Origin of the sequence: Merdimmobilis hominis, assembly GCF_016901855.1 — a bacterium.
GTDB lineage: Bacteria > Bacillota > Clostridia > Oscillospirales > Ruminococcaceae > Paludihabitans.
In genome coordinates, this window is the sequence record NZ_JACJKY010000007.1 from 95,413 (window position 1) to 110,811 (window position 15,399).

The 15,399-nt window shown below is 49.1% G+C and carries 15 protein-coding genes, 3 tRNA genes and 1 other annotated feature; of the genes, 13 read left to right on the forward strand and 5 right to left on the reverse strand.

Features of this window, described 5'->3' with window-relative positions:
• The first annotated feature begins 2 nt into the window (after positions 1-2).
• From rimO to H6A12_RS06010, 6 genes are all read left to right on the forward strand, one after another.
• Positions 3-1,343 (forward strand): 30S ribosomal protein S12 methylthiotransferase RimO, encoded by a 1,341-nt coding sequence (gene rimO / locus H6A12_RS05985; protein ID WP_204445869.1) that lies wholly within the window; start codon positions 3-5, stop codon positions 1,341-1,343.
• 12 nt (positions 1,344-1,355) lie between these two features.
• Entirely contained in the window at positions 1,356-1,925 is a 570-nt protein-coding gene (gene pgsA / locus H6A12_RS05990) for a CDP-diacylglycerol--glycerol-3-phosphate 3-phosphatidyltransferase (protein ID WP_204445871.1), read from the forward strand.
• A gap of 54 nt (positions 1,926-1,979) precedes the next feature.
• Positions 1,980-2,185, forward strand: a binding site (T-box leader).
• Between the two features lie 37 nt (positions 2,186-2,222).
• Positions 2,223-2,909: a serine O-acetyltransferase EpsC gene (gene epsC / locus H6A12_RS05995; protein ID WP_204445873.1), complete on the forward strand. Its 687-nt coding sequence runs from the start codon at positions 2,223-2,225 to the stop codon at positions 2,907-2,909.
• Positions 2,896-4,293, forward strand: a complete 1,398-nt coding sequence (cysS, locus tag H6A12_RS06000; protein ID WP_204445875.1) for a cysteine--tRNA ligase — start codon at positions 2,896-2,898, stop codon at positions 4,291-4,293. Before epsC ends, cysS begins: the two co-directional genes overlap by 14 nt.
• A gap of 152 nt (positions 4,294-4,445) precedes the next feature.
• Positions 4,446-5,183, forward strand: a complete 738-nt coding sequence (locus tag H6A12_RS06005; protein ID WP_204445877.1) for a peptidylprolyl isomerase — start codon at positions 4,446-4,448, stop codon at positions 5,181-5,183.
• A 20-nt stretch (positions 5,184-5,203) separates the two neighbouring features.
• Positions 5,204-5,917 carry a peptidylprolyl isomerase gene (locus H6A12_RS06010; RefSeq protein ID WP_204445879.1) on the forward strand — a complete coding sequence of 238 codons (714 nt, stop codon included), beginning with the start codon at positions 5,204-5,206 and terminating at the stop codon, positions 5,915-5,917.
• 34 nt (positions 5,918-5,951) lie between these two features.
• On the opposite strand, the gene H6A12_RS06015 is transcribed toward H6A12_RS06010, so the two are convergent.
• Positions 5,952-6,101 (reverse strand): hypothetical protein, encoded by a 150-nt coding sequence (locus H6A12_RS06015; protein ID WP_204445881.1) that lies wholly within the window; start codon positions 6,099-6,101, stop codon positions 5,952-5,954.
• Between the two features lie 131 nt (positions 6,102-6,232).
• Between H6A12_RS06015 and H6A12_RS06020 the strand changes: the two genes are divergently transcribed.
• Both H6A12_RS06020 and H6A12_RS06025 read left to right on the forward strand, forming a co-directional pair.
• A complete protein-coding gene (locus H6A12_RS06020) occupies positions 6,233-7,216 on the forward strand; it encodes an efflux RND transporter periplasmic adaptor subunit (RefSeq protein ID WP_204445882.1) in 984 nt (327 codons plus the stop codon).
• Position 7,217: 1 nt separating this feature from the next.
• Positions 7,218-8,390 carry an ABC transporter permease gene (locus H6A12_RS06025; RefSeq protein WP_204445883.1) on the forward strand — a complete coding sequence of 391 codons (1,173 nt, stop codon included), beginning with the start codon at positions 7,218-7,220 and terminating at the stop codon, positions 8,388-8,390.
• Between the two features lie 78 nt (positions 8,391-8,468).
• Here the strand turns inward: H6A12_RS06025 and H6A12_RS06030 are convergent.
• The 4 genes from H6A12_RS06030 to H6A12_RS06045 all read right to left on the reverse strand — a co-directional run bounded on the left by H6A12_RS06030 (position 8,469) and on the right by H6A12_RS06045 (position 10,030).
• Positions 8,469-8,542: transfer RNA gene (locus H6A12_RS06030), tRNA-Cys, on the reverse strand.
• 4 nt (positions 8,543-8,546) lie between these two features.
• Positions 8,547-8,622: transfer RNA gene (locus H6A12_RS06035), tRNA-Gly, on the reverse strand.
• A 6-nt stretch (positions 8,623-8,628) separates the two neighbouring features.
• Positions 8,629-8,704 (reverse strand) — tRNA-Phe (locus H6A12_RS06040).
• Positions 8,705-8,830: 126 nt separating this feature from the next.
• Entirely contained in the window at positions 8,831-10,030 is a 1,200-nt protein-coding gene (locus tag H6A12_RS06045) for an MFS transporter (RefSeq protein ID WP_204445884.1), read from the reverse strand.
• A gap of 273 nt (positions 10,031-10,303) precedes the next feature.
• Here H6A12_RS06045 and H6A12_RS06050 point away from each other — a divergent pair, with 273 nt between their 5' ends.
• From H6A12_RS06050 to H6A12_RS06070, 5 genes are all read left to right on the forward strand, one after another.
• Complete coding sequence (locus tag H6A12_RS06050) at positions 10,304-11,656, forward strand: solute carrier family 23 protein (protein WP_204445980.1); 1,353 nt, start codon at positions 10,304-10,306, stop codon at positions 11,654-11,656.
• Between the two features lie 139 nt (positions 11,657-11,795).
• Positions 11,796-12,830 (forward strand): ABC transporter substrate-binding protein, encoded by a 1,035-nt coding sequence (locus H6A12_RS06055; RefSeq protein ID WP_204445885.1) that lies wholly within the window; start codon positions 11,796-11,798, stop codon positions 12,828-12,830.
• 34 nt (positions 12,831-12,864) lie between these two features.
• Entirely contained in the window at positions 12,865-13,863 is a 999-nt protein-coding gene (locus H6A12_RS06060) for a FecCD family ABC transporter permease (RefSeq protein WP_204445886.1), read from the forward strand.
• On the forward strand, positions 13,860-14,624 hold the full coding sequence (locus H6A12_RS06065; RefSeq protein ID WP_204445887.1) for an ABC transporter ATP-binding protein: 765 nt from the start codon (positions 13,860-13,862) through the stop codon (positions 14,622-14,624). Before H6A12_RS06060 ends, H6A12_RS06065 begins: the two co-directional genes overlap by 4 nt.
• A 13-nt stretch (positions 14,625-14,637) precedes the next feature.
• Positions 14,638-15,396 carry an FAD binding domain-containing protein gene (locus tag H6A12_RS06070; protein ID WP_204445889.1) on the forward strand — a complete coding sequence of 253 codons (759 nt, stop codon included), beginning with the start codon at positions 14,638-14,640 and terminating at the stop codon, positions 15,394-15,396.
• The last annotated feature ends 3 nt before the right edge of the window (positions 15,397-15,399 follow it).

The following is a 15,399-nucleotide window of genomic DNA, read 5'->3' on the forward strand; positions in this document are numbered from 1 at the left end:
TTATGGCAACCAAAGTATCAATGATATCGCTCGGATGTTCCAAAAACCAGGTGGACGCAGAGCATTTGCTGGCGACGCTTGCACAAAATGATTTTACGCTTGTCGGCGATGTGTCCGAAAGTGATGTTGTCATCATCAACACCTGCGGATTCATCCAGTCCGCAAAGGAAGAAGCAATCGAAAATATTCTCGAAATGGCTTCCCTCAAAAAAGAGGGTACCATCCGCGGTATTGTTGTGACCGGATGTTTGGCAGAGCGTTATCGTGATGAGATTTTGAAAGAAATGGACGAAGTGAACGTCGTTTTGGGCATCGGCGCAAACGATCAGATCTGCGAAGCAGTCAAAAAAGCAGCAGCAGGCGAGGTCATGAGTGCATATGATGAAAAAGAGAAGTTGGCACTCGGTGGCGACCGTGTGCTGACGACGATGCCGTATTATTCCTATTTGAAAATTGCAGAGGGCTGCGACAACTGGTGCACCTATTGTGCAATTCCGCAGATCCGCGGCAAATTCCGCAGCCGTCCGATCGAAGAACTTGTCGAAGAGGCAAAATGGCTTGCATCCCAAGGCGTCAAAGAGCTGGTTGTCGTGGCGCAGGATACCACACGCTACGGCGAAGATCTTTACGGGGAATATCGTCTGGCAGAATTATTGCGTGAGCTTTGTAAGGTGGAAGGACTGCGCTGGATTCGCACGCTTTACTGCTATCCGGATAAAATCACCGATGAACTCATTGATGTGATTGCGTCTGAGCCGAAGCTTGTCAAATATCTCGACATTCCGATTCAGCATTGCTGCGGGGAGATTCTTGCGAACATGAACCGCCCGATGGATGAAGCATCGCTGCGTGCACTGTTTGCAAAACTGCGCGAGCGCATTCCGGGACTTACACTGCGTACGACAGTCATGGTTGGCTTCCCGGGTGAAACCGAGGAGCAGTTCACAGCGCTCTGCGAATTTATCGACAGCGTACGGTTTGACCGCCTTGGTTGTTTTGCATTTTCGCCGGAGGAAGGCACTGCTGCTGCACAGATGGAAAATCAGGTGGAAGAGTCGGTGCGTACCCGCCGCGAAGAAGTCGTTATGACACAGCAGTCGGTCATCATGGAGCAGAAAAATGCCGAAAAAATCGGCGAGCGTGTGCAGGTGCTCGTGGAGGGCTTTGACCGTTACGGCGAATGTTACTTCGGTCGTACTGCCGCAGATGCACCGGATGTTGACGGAAAAATCTTTTTCACAAGCGAGGATCATCTGACTGCCGGCGATTTCGTGAAAGTCCGCGTCGATGAAGTCATGGACTATGATCTGGTCGGTGAATGTGTATCGTATCAGCGTGCATAAGGAGGAATCGGTGTGAATACACCTAATAAACTGACAATTCTGCGTATTTTGCTCGTTCCGGTGTTTCTGGCATTTTTGCTGATCGGTGCATTTCCGTATCACAATGTGTTTGCATTGATCGTGTTTATCGTGGCGTCGATTACCGATTCGCTCGACGGACATCTGGCGCGAAAAAATAATCAGATCACCACATTCGGAAAGTTTTTAGATCCGCTTGCCGATAAAATTCTGGTGCTGTCGGCGATGATTTGCTTTGTAGAGCTTTCATATGTGTCGGCGATTGTTGTCGTGATCATGATTGCAAGGGAATTTATGGTGACTTCACTGCGGCTTGTTGCGGCGGCGGGCAGCGGCAAGGTAATTGCAGCCGGAATTTTAGGTAAGATCAAAACCGTTATCCAGATGGTGAGCTTGACTGCAATTTTGCTGCTCTGTGCAGTATCCGATTTTGTGACACTGCCGCAGTGGCTGTCGATTCCGGTGATTGCTGAAACGCTCATGTGGATTTCGGCGATTGCATCGGTCATTTCCGGCGGCGAATACCTTTGGAAGAACAGAAAGCTTGTCAGTCAGTTTGAATAATTTCGGTTAGCAGTTGCGTTTTTAAAAAAATTGTGCTATCATTACATACAAATCAAAAAGGCAATGAACAGAAAGAGTAACAAGCATGTTTGAAAATCAACAGAGAGCGGCGAATAGGTGAGAGCGCTGCGGTTTTTGCGCTTGTGAAGTGCGTCTGTGAGCCGGCGGCGGGAACATACAGTATCGCTGCCCGGGTTCTCCCCGTTATCGGAGCATTGAGTGAAACAATGAAGTGGAACCGCGGAATCTCCGCCTTCGTTTATGCGAAGGCGGTTTCTTTTTTAGAAGGAGGCAATTATGTTTAAACGATTGCGATATGACATTGCGTCGATCAAGCGCCGTGACCCCGCGGCACGCAGCTCAGCTGAGGTGTTTTTGCTGTATTCAGGACTGCATGCGCTGCTTTGGTATCGGGTGGCACATTGGTTTTATAAGCATCATCGCTTTTTCCTGGCACGGTGGTGTTCACAGACCGGCAGATGGTTTACCGGCATTGAAATTCATCCCGGTGCACAGATCGGAAAAGGGCTGTTTATCGATCACGGCAGCGGCGTGGTTATCGGTGAAACAGCGATCATCGGCGACGACTGCACGATTTATCAGGGTGTGACATTGGGCGGTACCGGCAAGGAACACGGCAAACGCCATCCTACACTTGGAAACAATGTGCTGGTCGGCAGCGGTGCGAAAATCTTAGGGCCGTTTACAGTCGGCGATAATGCCCGTATTGCGGCAGGTGCGGTGGTTCTCAATGAAGTGCCGCCGGATTCTACAGCAGTCGGTGTTCCGGCGCGGATTGTGCGCAAAAACGGTACGAAAATCTGCGAGAATATGGATCAGATTCATATCAAAGACCCTGTTTCCATGGAATTTTGCCGGCTGCAAATGGAAATTGACAAATTGCAGCGCGCACTTCGGGAAGCGAGCGAACGGCATCAGTTAAACAATCAGAAAAAGGAGAACGAGAACGATGAAAATTTATAATACACTGACCAGAGAAAAACAGGAGTTTGTGCCGATTACACCGGGCAAAGTCAAAATCTATGCCTGCGGTCCGACCGTTTATAATCTCATCCACATCGGAAACGCACGGCCGATCTGCGTGTTTGATACACTGCGCCGCTATCTGACATACCGCGGCTATGAGGTGGAGTTCGTTCAGAACTTCACTGATGTAGACGACAAGATCATCAAACGTGCCAATGAAGAGGGCGTTCAGTCGTCTGTGATCTCCGAGCGGTATATTGCCGAGTATTTAAAAGATGCTCATGCGTTGAATGTCATGGATGCAACGGTTCACCCGAAAGTGACACAGAATATGGGCGAGATCATCAAAATCGTCAAAACACTCGTTGATAACGGCTTCGCATATGAGGCAAACGGTGATGTTTATTTCAGAACCCATCGCTTTTCGGAATACGGGAAGCTTTCGCACATGCCGCTCGAGGATCTGGAAGCAGGTGCGCGTATTGAAGTGAACTCTGTCAAAGAAGATCCGATGGATTTTGCGCTTTGGAAAGCATCAAAACCGGGCGAGCCGAGCTGGAAATCGCCTTGGGGTGAGGGACGTCCGGGCTGGCATATCGAATGCTCCGCGATGGTGCGCAAATTCTTAGGTGAAACGATTGATATTCACTGTGGCGGTCAGGATCTCATTTTCCCGCACCATGAAAATGAAATTGCACAGAGTGAATGCGCAAACGGCGCGCCGTTTGCAAACTACTGGATGCATAACGGATACATCAATATCGACAATAAGAAAATGTCGAAATCACTCGGTAACTTCATCACAACGCGTGCAGCAGGTGAGCAGTTCGGCTATGAACCGCTGCGTCTTTTGATGATTCAGGCGCATTACCGCAGCCAGATCAACTATACGCAGGAGATTGTGGAGTCGTGTGCCGCGTCGCTTGAGCGTCTTTATAACTGCCGTGCAAACATCGATTTTGCAAAACAGCATGCAGTCGACGGCGAGCTGAGCGCAGAACAGCGTGAAACACTCGAAAGCTTCCGTACTCGTTTTATCGAGGCAATGGACGACGATTTGAATACCGCCGATGCGCTTTCGGTTATTTTTGATCTTGTGCGCGAGATCAACACGAATGTGCAGAGCAGTGAAGCACCGACAAAAGGATATGTAGAAGCGTTCTCCGGATTGTTTGAAGAACTGACCGGTGTTCTGGGCCTTTTATATCAGAAAAAGGAAGAACCGATTCCGCAGGAGATTCTCGACTTGGTGCAGGCACGTGCTGATGCAAGAAAAGCGAAGAATTTTGCGCTTGCCGATCAGATCCGCGATGAGATCGCACAGAAAGGCTATGTTGTGGAAGAAACACGTCAGGGAACACGAATCAGCAAGAAAGGCTGATTTTCTCGAATATTCATGAATTATTCATATTTTTTTACCGTTTCGTTTGACAAGAAAATCGGTGAATATGATATAATAAAACCCATATGAAACAATCGGAGTGTACTGCTCTTTTCGCAGTGGATTTCATTTGAATATTGGAGGAAGCAAACGTGAAGAAAAAAGGAAAAATTGCATTGTGTTTATTGGCGGCTGTTTTTCTGCTGACGGGCTGTATGAGTTCAAATGCAGCACCGCTTGACGAAAGCCAGATTCATTTTATTCAGTTTGATGAAATTGAAGAAGGACGGGAGACGGTGGAGATCACAACATCCGTCGGCACAATTAAAATGGTTTTGTTCCCGGAAGAAGCACCGAATACGGTTGCACATTTTAAAAAGCTTGTAAACGAGGGCTTTTTCACGAACATGCGTATTTTTGCAGAGGCAGATAGCCATACCATTATTTCCGGTGCAACCGATGAAACCGGTGGACAGGGTAAACTTGTGACGGAAGACGAAAAACCGATCAAATGCGAAACAACGCCGAACCTCTGGCATTTCAGCGGTGCAGTTTCTGTGCTTGGTTATCAGGAAAACCGTTTTTCGCAGGATTATGTCGGTGACAGCCGCTTTTTCATCATCGGCAATGTGGAGCCGACCACGCAGATGGTTACCGATATGGAAGAGTACGGTTATCCGCTGAAAGTGATCAATGCATATAAAGAGCACGGCGGTTATCCGCAGTATACGGGTGCGTATACTGTATTTGGACAGGTGTATGAAGGACTGGATGTTGTGGATACGCTGTCTGAAATGAAAACGACCGGCAACTATAAAGAGCTTTCCGATGTTGTGATTGAAAAAGCAGAGATGTCGACGTATCATAGTGCAGAGGAAACAAGCGCATAACAGGAAAAGGGGAAACAAACATGAAACATTGGGGAAAACGGATTGCGGCAGCACTGCTTGCGGTAGGAATGCTGCTGTCGGTTTCGGGATGCAGCAACAGTTCTTCGCTCATCCAGTTCGAGCCGCCGAAAAAAGGACAGACAGTCGCCGAGATGGTCGTCAAAGATTATGGTTCGATTAAAATCATGCTGTTTGAGGAGCAGGCGCCAAAAGCAGTCGAAAACTTTGTGACCCATGCAAAAAACGGCTATTATGACGGTCTTACATTCCATCGTGTGATTGCCGACTTTATGATTCAGGGCGGCGATCCGGGTGGCGATGGCACCGGTGGTGAAAGCATCTGGGGGGAACCGTTTGAGGATGAATTCTCCGATCAGCTTCGCAACTTTACCGGTGCGCTTTCGATGGCAAATTCCGGCCCGAACACAAACGGCAGTCAGTTCTTCATTATGTGCAGCCCGAAAATGAGCAGTCAGGACGAATTTGATTATTACAATACCATTTCCCGTGTACAGCAGGGTCATGAGTCGATCGAGTATCCGAAAGAGCAGATCGAAAAATACATCGAAGTCGGCGGTGCACCGTGGCTTGACGATGTTCATACCGTATTCGGTCAGGTGTATGAAGGACTGGATATTGTCGAAAAAATCATGCAGCAGGAAACGGATGAAAGTGCAAAGCCTCTCACCGATGTTGTGATTGAAACGATCAAAATTTCTGAATATCAGGGATAAATAAAAAAGATGCGGACATCCGCATCTTTTTTATTTATCGGGAGAGTTTTGGTGCACTCGGCTTGATTTTTTGATAATGACAGCATTCGTGTGCGGCAGTGCAGGAAACCGGTGCGCCGCCGCATAGCTGGCAATATCCCTCTTGTTGATGCACACAGTCTGCGGCACATGTGATCAAGGTCATCGCAATCCCTCCTTTTTTCTCATAACATGCCCGCTTTTTAAAAAAAGATACCAAATTCTTTTCGTAATAAAATACATGCTTTTTGTAACAATAAAACACAGAATATGAAGCAAAAAGTGAGGGGTTGCCGTTTGAAAAAAAGGTTGTTGGTTTTGCTGCCGGCCATTCTGATAACAGCGTTTTTTCTTTCTTTGCCGTTATTTGTCGGATCTGCTGTTACGCCGGTTTCGTTTTCATATCCCACGCAGACAAACGATTCTGCCGGTGTTCTGGCATCCGGCCGGATTGAAAAAGAGATGCAGATCAATGTAACGTCGGAATTTCCGGTTGTCATCAAGGAGTATGCCGTATATCCGGGCGATTCGGTGCAGGCTGGTGATGTGATTGCCTATGTGGATGTAATGCAGACGAAAGAAATGCTGTTGACACTCGCACAGACAGCAAGCATTATCCCTGAGGAATACAAAGACGTGCTTTCGAATATTAAACTTGATGAATCGCTGCTCTCTTCGGTGATTCCGCCAGCTGTATATGCACCGGCGAATGGGACGGTGCTGTCAGTGGGCGTGTTTGTAGGAGAGATGGCATCGCCTACTGATACCGTGGCAGTTGTTGCGCGCGGCGATACATTGGTAACTGTTTTGGAAGTGGACGAGTCTGAAGTGGAATCGATTGCAGTTGGCGACCGGGTGATTGTGAAAGCATCGGCAACAGGCGGCAAGCAATACGGCGGGATTGTGACGGAGATTGCACCGGCAGCACAGCAGGTCTTTTCCGGAACACAGCAGCAAACAGTCGTACAGGTTCGGGCATGTTTGTCGTCGCAGGCGGATGAGCTCCGGCCGGGATATTCCGTATCCGCACAAATTCAAAAGAAAGACCAAAAAACGGTTTTGACTGTGCCGTATGAATCGGTGGCGCAAGACGATGATGGTCAGGAATATGTGTATGTATATGAAGACGGAAGAGCGGTGCGCCGTGATGTAGTGACGGGAAAGGAATTTTCCGATTGTGTTGCGATTGAAAGCGGAATCGACAAGGAAGATTTAATCATCGGCGAAGCCGCACAAATCCTGCGCGACGGCGTACGAGTCACCCAAAAGGAGGCATCTTGACATGGAGGTGTTTTCGTTTGCGATACGTCACATTTTTCGCAAGAAAGTGCGTGCAATGCTGACGATCGCCGGGATTTTGATCGGTGTGTTATCGGTGGTGATCGTTTCGATCATTGGCGATGTTGGGAAAAAGGCTGTGAATGCAGAGCTTGACAGCATGGGAATCGGCGGATTGTGCATCAGCGCAGCAGAGCAGAATCAGCAGAAGGAATTTTCCGATATGCTTCTTGAAGCGGTTCAGGAAAATCCTTATGTCGACGAAGCGACGCCGCTTTTAACCAAAATGATCTCCATTCGTGTGTGTACCAAAAAAACGCAGTCTGTTGTGTGGGGAATTGGAAGCAATGCAGCACAGATTGTATCGCTTGAGCTTGTACATGGCAGACTCATCAGTGAAGAGGATGTTCGCACAAAAGCGGCTGTCTGTATTGTAGACGAGAGTTTTGCGCAAATGCATTATAAACGTACAAACATTGTCGGAAAGACGGTTGAGCTGCTTTCAGACAGCGGATATCAGCCGTTTACTGTGGTAGGAGTTGTGCGGTCGGGCGGCTCGCTTTTGCAGGGATTGATGGGCGATGTGGTACCTACCTTTTTATATGCACCTTATTCTGCGCTTACAGGGCAAAAGATTACGAAAATTGTAGCGAAGCTTTCGCAGGAAGTGAATGAAACGGAAGCGTGTGCGTCTGTACTTGCCACACTTGATACACAGGCGGGCGTCACGCAAGGATATCAAGCGGAAAATCTGAATCAGCAAAAAGACCGATTGAATGGCATTATGGATATTGTAACATTGATTCTGTCGGCAATCGGCGGCATTTCGCTGATTGTGGCAGGGTTATCGATTATGACGGTCATGCTTGTGACAGTCCGGGAGCGCACGCGGGAGATCGGGATTAAAAAGGCGATTGGCGCCACCAGAAAAATGATTTTGTTTGAATTTTTGGCGGAATCATTTCTTCTCTCGGTATTTGGCAGTTTAACGGGTGCGCTGCTCGGCGGCGCTGTCGGTTTGATCGGATGTGTCACGATGGGAATTCCGTTTTCTGTGAATCTGAATTCCGTTTTGCTGTGTATCCTTTTTGCAGTCGGGATGGGCGTGGTATTTGGCGTTTATCCTGCTGCGAAAGCATCTGCACTTTCTCCTGCGGATGCACTTCGGGTAGAATAAAAAAAGAGAGGACAAACGTCCTCTCTTTTTGCTTCATAAACAAAAAAGCATGAACGATTCGTTCATGCTTTTTTACTTTGGAGGCGCCACCCAGATTTGAACTGGGGGTGAAGGAGTTGCAGTCCTCTGCCTTACCACTTGGCTATAGCGCCTTATTGGAGCGGATGACGAGGCTCGAACTCGCTACCTCCACCTTGGCAAGGTGGCGCTCTACCAGATGAGCTACATCCGCAAAAATTGGTGCCTCCGGTCGGAATCGAACCAACGACACGAGGATTTTCAGTCCTCTGCTCTACCGACTGAGCTACAGAGGCCCAAAAACCGGAACGCTGATCGCTACATTTTTTGATGTCTTTCTCAGCGACGAAAATTATTATACTATATTCGTTTTTGATTGTCAATATGTTTTTTGAAAAAAGTTTTTTTATTTTTCAGCTGCTTTATTTCTCATTGTTCAGGTGCGTTTTGTGGCGGCGATACAGAAAAAGACCGATACATAAAAGGACAGGAAACGCGATTGCAGCCAGGAGACCCGTTTTTAAGCTGCCGTCGAACATTCCCGATACGCCGCCGACCACGGTCGGGCCCACCGAACATCCAAGATCGCCCGCCAATGCAAACAAAGCAAACATCGCGGTGCTTCCCGGAAGCGTTTTGGCAGCAAGACTGAACGTACCGGGCCAGAACAGACCGACCGACAGTCCGCACAATCCGCATCCGACAAGCGACAGTGCAGGCGAAGGAGAAAGGGTAGCAATCAGGTATGAGATGATACAGAGTGCACCGCTTGTAAACATTGCTTTGGTCAGATCGATTTTTTCGCTCAGCTTTGCATACAGCGCACGGGACGTTCCCATCAGTACAGCAAACATACATGGTCCCGCAAGATCACCGATCGTTTTTGATACACGCAGACCGCTTTCTGCAAACGCAGAAGCCCACTGGCCGATTGCTTGTTCCGATGCGCCGGCACATACCATGAGCAGCATGAACACCCAGAAAACAGGTGCGCGCAGGATTTTTTTGAGCGGTGTATCGGTTCCGGTGCTCTCTTCGAGCGTACGGATTGGAACAAATGCAAAATAAACAGCGTTTGCCGCAGGAAGGAGTGCCCAGAGAATCGACAGAATCCGCCAGGAATGAATACCGAACAGTGTGAAAAACACAGTGGAAAGCAGAATGACGGCAACACATCCCCAGCAGTAGAATGAGTGCAGTAAACTCATTGCAGCTTCTTTTCGTTCGGTCGGACACGCTTCCACGATTGGACTCACCACAACTTCGACAATCCCGCCGCCGATTGCATAAAGCATCACAGCAATCAGCAATCCGATATATGGACTGGGCAGAAGATCCGGGAAAATCGCCATGCCAAAAAGGCCGCATGCGATGAACAGATGTGCGGCAATGGCGGCAGCCCGATAACCGATTCGATGAATGAGCTTTGCGCACGCAAAATCCACAAACAGCTGAAGCCCGAAATTGAGCGTAACGAGCAGAGTGATTTGCTCAAGCGGAATCGAGAAACTCGACTGAAACGTCAAAAACAAAAGCGGTGCAAAATTAACAACGATTGCCTGTGAGATATAGCCGAGATAACTTGCGGCAATCGTGTGATTAAAATTCGTGCGGATCGACATAAAATCCGTCCTTTCTAAAAGGAAATGCAATCTGCTATCTATGATACCATTGTGCTGCATGAAAAGCTATAAAAACACGCCTGTAAAAAACGACAAAAACCGACTTTGTTTTTCTGCCGTTTTAATGCATGGTACTGAATTTTAATTTTGTGTTAAGAAAAGATGAATATTCACTGGAAAATCCACCGGTCATATGATAAACTTTAAATGTTTGTGCACCTCTTGCTGATAAGATCAAGAGGAAAACGCAAAAAAGGAAAAGGGAGTTTTATCATTATGAAACAGGCACAGGGCAGTATTTACGAGCTCAATGGCGTGGTTCCGCTCAGAAAAGCGATCCCGCTCGGCATTCAGCACGTGCTCGCCATGTTTTTGGGCAACGTTTCACCGCTTTTGATCATCTGCGGATTGCTCAACATGGATGCGGCGCTCAAAACCAGTTTGATTCAAAATGCGATGCTCATTGCAGGCATCACAACACTCATTCAGCTGTATCCGATCTGGAAAGTCGGCTGTGCGCTTCCGGTTGTCATGGGTACAAGCTCAGGCTTTATCGGTACATGTAAAAGTATCGGTGCAACATATGGTTACGGCGCAATCATCGGTGCATCGCTCACAGGCGCACTGCTCGAAATTGTGCTTGGTTTCTTTATTAAACCGCTCAAAAAATTGTTCCCGCCGGTTGTTACAAGCCTTGTCATCATGTCGATCGGCTTGTCACTTCTGCCGGTTGGCGTCAACTATTTTGCAGGTGGATCGGGCGCTGCAGATTTCGGCGACCCGCGTCATTTGCTCATCGGTACGATTGTCGTCATCACCATCGTGGTATTAAAACAGTATACCAAAGGGTTTTTGAGCGTTTCTTCGATCCTTATCGGTATTGTGGTCGGCTATATCGTGGCAATCTGCATGGGCATGGTTGACTTTACACAGGTCAAAGAAGCGGCTTGGATCAGTCTGCCGCGTTTGATGCCGGTCGAAATGTCGTTTAACTGGCAGGCAATCATTGCAATGGCGATTATGTTCGTGGCAACAGCGGTCGAAACAGTCGGCGATATTTCCGGTATTACAAACGGCGGTCTTGACCGTGAGCCGACTGACAAAGAGCTTTCGGGCGGCGTCATTGCAGACGGTGTCGGCAGCTTGATCGCGGCACTGTTCGGTGTGCTTCCGAACACTTCGTTCAGCCAGAACGTCGGTCTTGTCGCAGTCACCAAAGTTGTCAACCGTTTCTGCATCATGACCGGTGCAGTATTCTTAGTACTGTGCGGATTCATTCCGAAGCTGTCGGCAATCTTTTCCGTGATGCCGCAGTCGGTGCTCGGCGGTGCGGCTGTCATCATGTTTGCAATGATTCTTGTCAGCGGTATGCGTTCGCTGCAGCGTGAAAACCTTGAAGGTCGTAACGGTATGATCGTGGCGCTCGCACTCGGCTTGGGCGTTGGTATCGGTATGGTGCCGGATTCGCTCGGCCTGCTTCCGGCTTGGGTTGGTCAGATCTTTGCACAAAACGGCATCATCATGACATTTGTCATTGCAACCGTTGCAAACCTGATTCTTCCGAAAGATAAGGAAGTCAAAAAGGAAGAAAATAACGAGGAAATCAAAGAAACGGTTTCCGAGTAATCAAAACTGAATCAAAACGGCAGGATTCCCGGGGCTGTCTTCAATGCTGGGCGTAAAAGAGCGTCTTTTGTTGAGGACAGCCCTTGTTTTATGGTAAAATTCCCGATATAATAAAACTGGAGAGGAAGGGATTCATCTTATGAAAACAAAACTGATTTCGTTGATTCTTGTATTCTCATTCGTCATGACTTTGCTGGCAGGATGCGGAGCACCGCAGACTGTGGAAAGCCCTAGTACACCGGAATCTTCCGTGCAGAGCACTGAAATTACGATTACTGACCATGCAGGCCGTGAAGTGACACTCGAAAAACCGGCAGAGAAAGTTGTTTCTGCGTATTATCTGTCAAGCTCGCTGCTGATTGCGATCGGTGCACGCCAAAAAGTTGTCGGTATCGAAATGAAAGCAGACACCCGCGAGCTTTATAAACTGGCAGCGCCGGAATTTTTGGAATTGCCGGCAGTCGGTTCGGGCAAAGGCATCAACGTTGAAGAAACCGCGGCACTTTCGCCGGATCTGGTGGTGCTTCCGAAAAAACTTGCTGATTCCGCAGCGCAGTTTGAAGCACTCAATATCCCGGTCATCGTGATCGATCCGGAAACACTCGACACCTTCTTAGAAACCGTTGAGATGCTCGGCAAAGCAACCGGATGCGAAGAAAAAGCAGATGAATTTATTTCCTACTATAAAAAAGTGATGGAAGACGTGTCCGCACGGACAAAAGATCTCACCGACAAACCGACCGTCTATCTTGCGGGCAGTGATCTTTTGCGGACTGCAGGCAAAGGCATGTATCAGGATGATCTGATCACACTCTGCGGCGGTGTGAATGCGGCAGGTTCGATTGAGGACAGCCAGTGGGTGGAGATCTCGGCAGAACAGCTTCTTTCCTGGAATCCTTCTCAGGTGTATCTCGTTTCGTACTGTGAGAGCAGCAAAGAGGACTTTGCCGCACAGTTTGGCGCTGTAGATGCAGTCAAAAATGATGCGGTATTCACATTCCCGAGCAATATCGAACCGTGGGATTATCCGACTGCTTCGAGTGTTCTCGGTATTCTCTGGCTTGCAAACGCACTGCATCCGGACGTTGTGACAGCGGATGAAGTCAACACTGCAACCGAAGAATTTTATCAGAATTATTTCGGCATTTCTGTTTCGGTGGAAACTGCCGCATAAAAGGGAACAATACAAATAAAAAGGAGCGTGCTGCATGAACAAACGGTTTTGGATGTTATTCCTGCTTTGGTGTGCATCACTGCTCCTTTCTTTTTGTATCGGACGGTATCCGCTTTCAGTATCGGATATCCTGGCAATTCTTTCGGGAAATCCACCGTCTGAGATGGCGTCGGCTGTGTTTTTTTCGATTCGTCTGCCGCGTGCACTGCTCACAGCGGTAAGCGGCGGCGCATTGGCACTGTCCGGACTTGCTTTTCAGAATGTATTTTTAAATCCGCTCGTGTCGCCCGATGTGCTCGGTGTGACAAGCGGTGCGTCGGTTGGCGCAGTGTTTGCAATTCTGTTTTTGCCGGCAGGTGCGCTGTTTGTACAGACAAGCGCGTTTTTGTGCGGAATTCTGGTTGTTGTATTTTGCATCTGGCTTGCGCATTTTGTACGGCGTGACCGTGTGGTCGGGATGATTTTGGCAGGCATTGTGGTCGGAAGCCTTGCTTCGGCGGTGCTCATGCTGTTTAAGTTCTTGGCTGACCCGACGCATGAGCTGCCTGCGATCGAATACTGGCTGATGGGCGGTTTTCAGAATGCAAACTGGCAGCAGGTGATTGTGGTGACCGCAGTGACGGTTCCGGCAGGAATTGTGCTGTATCTGCTGCGGTTTCGCGTGCGGCTCTTGTCACTCGGTGACGATCAGACGAAAAGCCTTGGTGTTTCACCCGGACGCGTACGGCTTTTGACGATTGCATGCGCGACGCTTTTGGTGTCAGCCGTTGTATCGGTAGCCGGTGTCGTGAGTTGGATTGGTTTGCTGGCGCCGCATATTGTTCGTTTGATGGGACCCAAAGACTTAAACGGGCAGACGGGAACGGTTTGCTTGTGCGGTTCAATTTTGCTGCTGCTGGCGGATTTGTGTGCGCGGTCGCTTTCTGGCGTGGAGATTCCGGTGAGTATTTTTACATCGCTGTTCGGCGCCGCATTCTTGGCGGTATTGCTCGTGCGGTTCGGCAGAATGAAAAAAGGGGGCGGTCTGTTTTGAGATTTTCGGCAAACGGGCTGTGTGCCGGATTTTCAAAGCGCGAAGTGCTCTCCGATGTGTCGTTTACACTTCCCGAAAGCGGTATGGTCTTTCTGTTAGGACCGAATGGTTCGGGAAAATCGACGCTTCTGCGTGTGATGGCAGGGCTTCATGCGCCGTCAGCCGGAAGTATTCAGTGCGACGGTCAGCCGCTCGAATCGTTAAAGCCGCGTGTGCGTGCCAAGCAGATTTCGTATCTTCCGCAGCAGACGCCGCAGGCTTCGATGCGGGTGATCGACTTTGTAACACTCGGTGCGGCGCCGTATCTCTCGTTTGCGGAGGTACCGGGCGAGTCGTACCGCCGTGAAGCAGAACAAATGCTTTCAGAGGTCGGCTGTGCGTCGTTTGGCGAGCGGATGTTTTCGGAACTTTCGGGCGGCGAACAGAAGCTGGTGTGCTTGGCACGGCTGTTGATGCAGCACACGCCGCTCATGCTTTTGGATGAGCCGACAGCGGGACTTGATGTGAAGCATCAGCAGGAATATCTCTCGCTCGTTTCATCGCTGATTCAGAAAACGGGACAATGTGCAGTTTTGAGCGTGCACGACCCGAATTTGGCACTTTCCTATGCGGACGAGGTCTATCTGCTGCATAACCGAACGCTCTCGATCATCAAGCGGGACGAATCGTTCGGACAGGCACTGCTTTCGGCACTGCGCCCGATTTACGGCACGCAGCTTTGTTTATTGGATGAAACCTGTTTTTACTGGGAAAAAAGATAAAGGAGGCGGTTTTTTGTTTACAGCACAAAACTATGTGATGGCATCCTCGCTGGAGGAGGCCTATACGCTCAATCAGAAAAAAGCGAATGCGATTCTGAGCGGCGGCTGTTTTCTGCGGCTTTCCAAAAAACGCATTCACACACTCATTGATCTGTCGGCGCTGTCGCTTGATCAGATCGAAGAATTTGACGAAGAATTCCGCATCGGCGCAATGGTGACACTGCGTGATGTGGAAACAAATGATGCGCTGCGTGCGTCGTTCGGCGACGGATTTTACGAGATGGTGCGCCATATCGTGGGCGTTCAGTTCCGAAACTGTGCAACCATCGGCGGCAGCCTGGCGGCACGGTTCGGTTTTTCCGATATTCTGACGTTTTTGCTGGCGCTCGACTGTGAAGTGGAGCTTGCCCATGCGGGACGGATGCCGCTTTGCGAATATGCGGCGATGAAGCCTGACCGCGATGTGCTCGTATATTTGTATGTGAAGAAAAACGGCCGCCGCGCTGTTTATCAGACGGTTCGCCAGACAAAAACCGATATTCCGGTGCTCGCCTGTGCGGTGAGTGTGTTAAACGGCGAATACCGCGCGGTCGTAGGCGCACGTCCTGCCCGTGCAATGGCTGTTTCGTTCGATCCGGTAGATCCTGACTGGATCAGCAAAACAGTGGATGCATTTTCGTTCGGCAGCAATATGCGCGCAAGCGAGGAATACCGCCGTCATCTGGCGGTGGTGCTTTTAACACGCGCTTATAACGCGATCAGGGAGGGATAACGG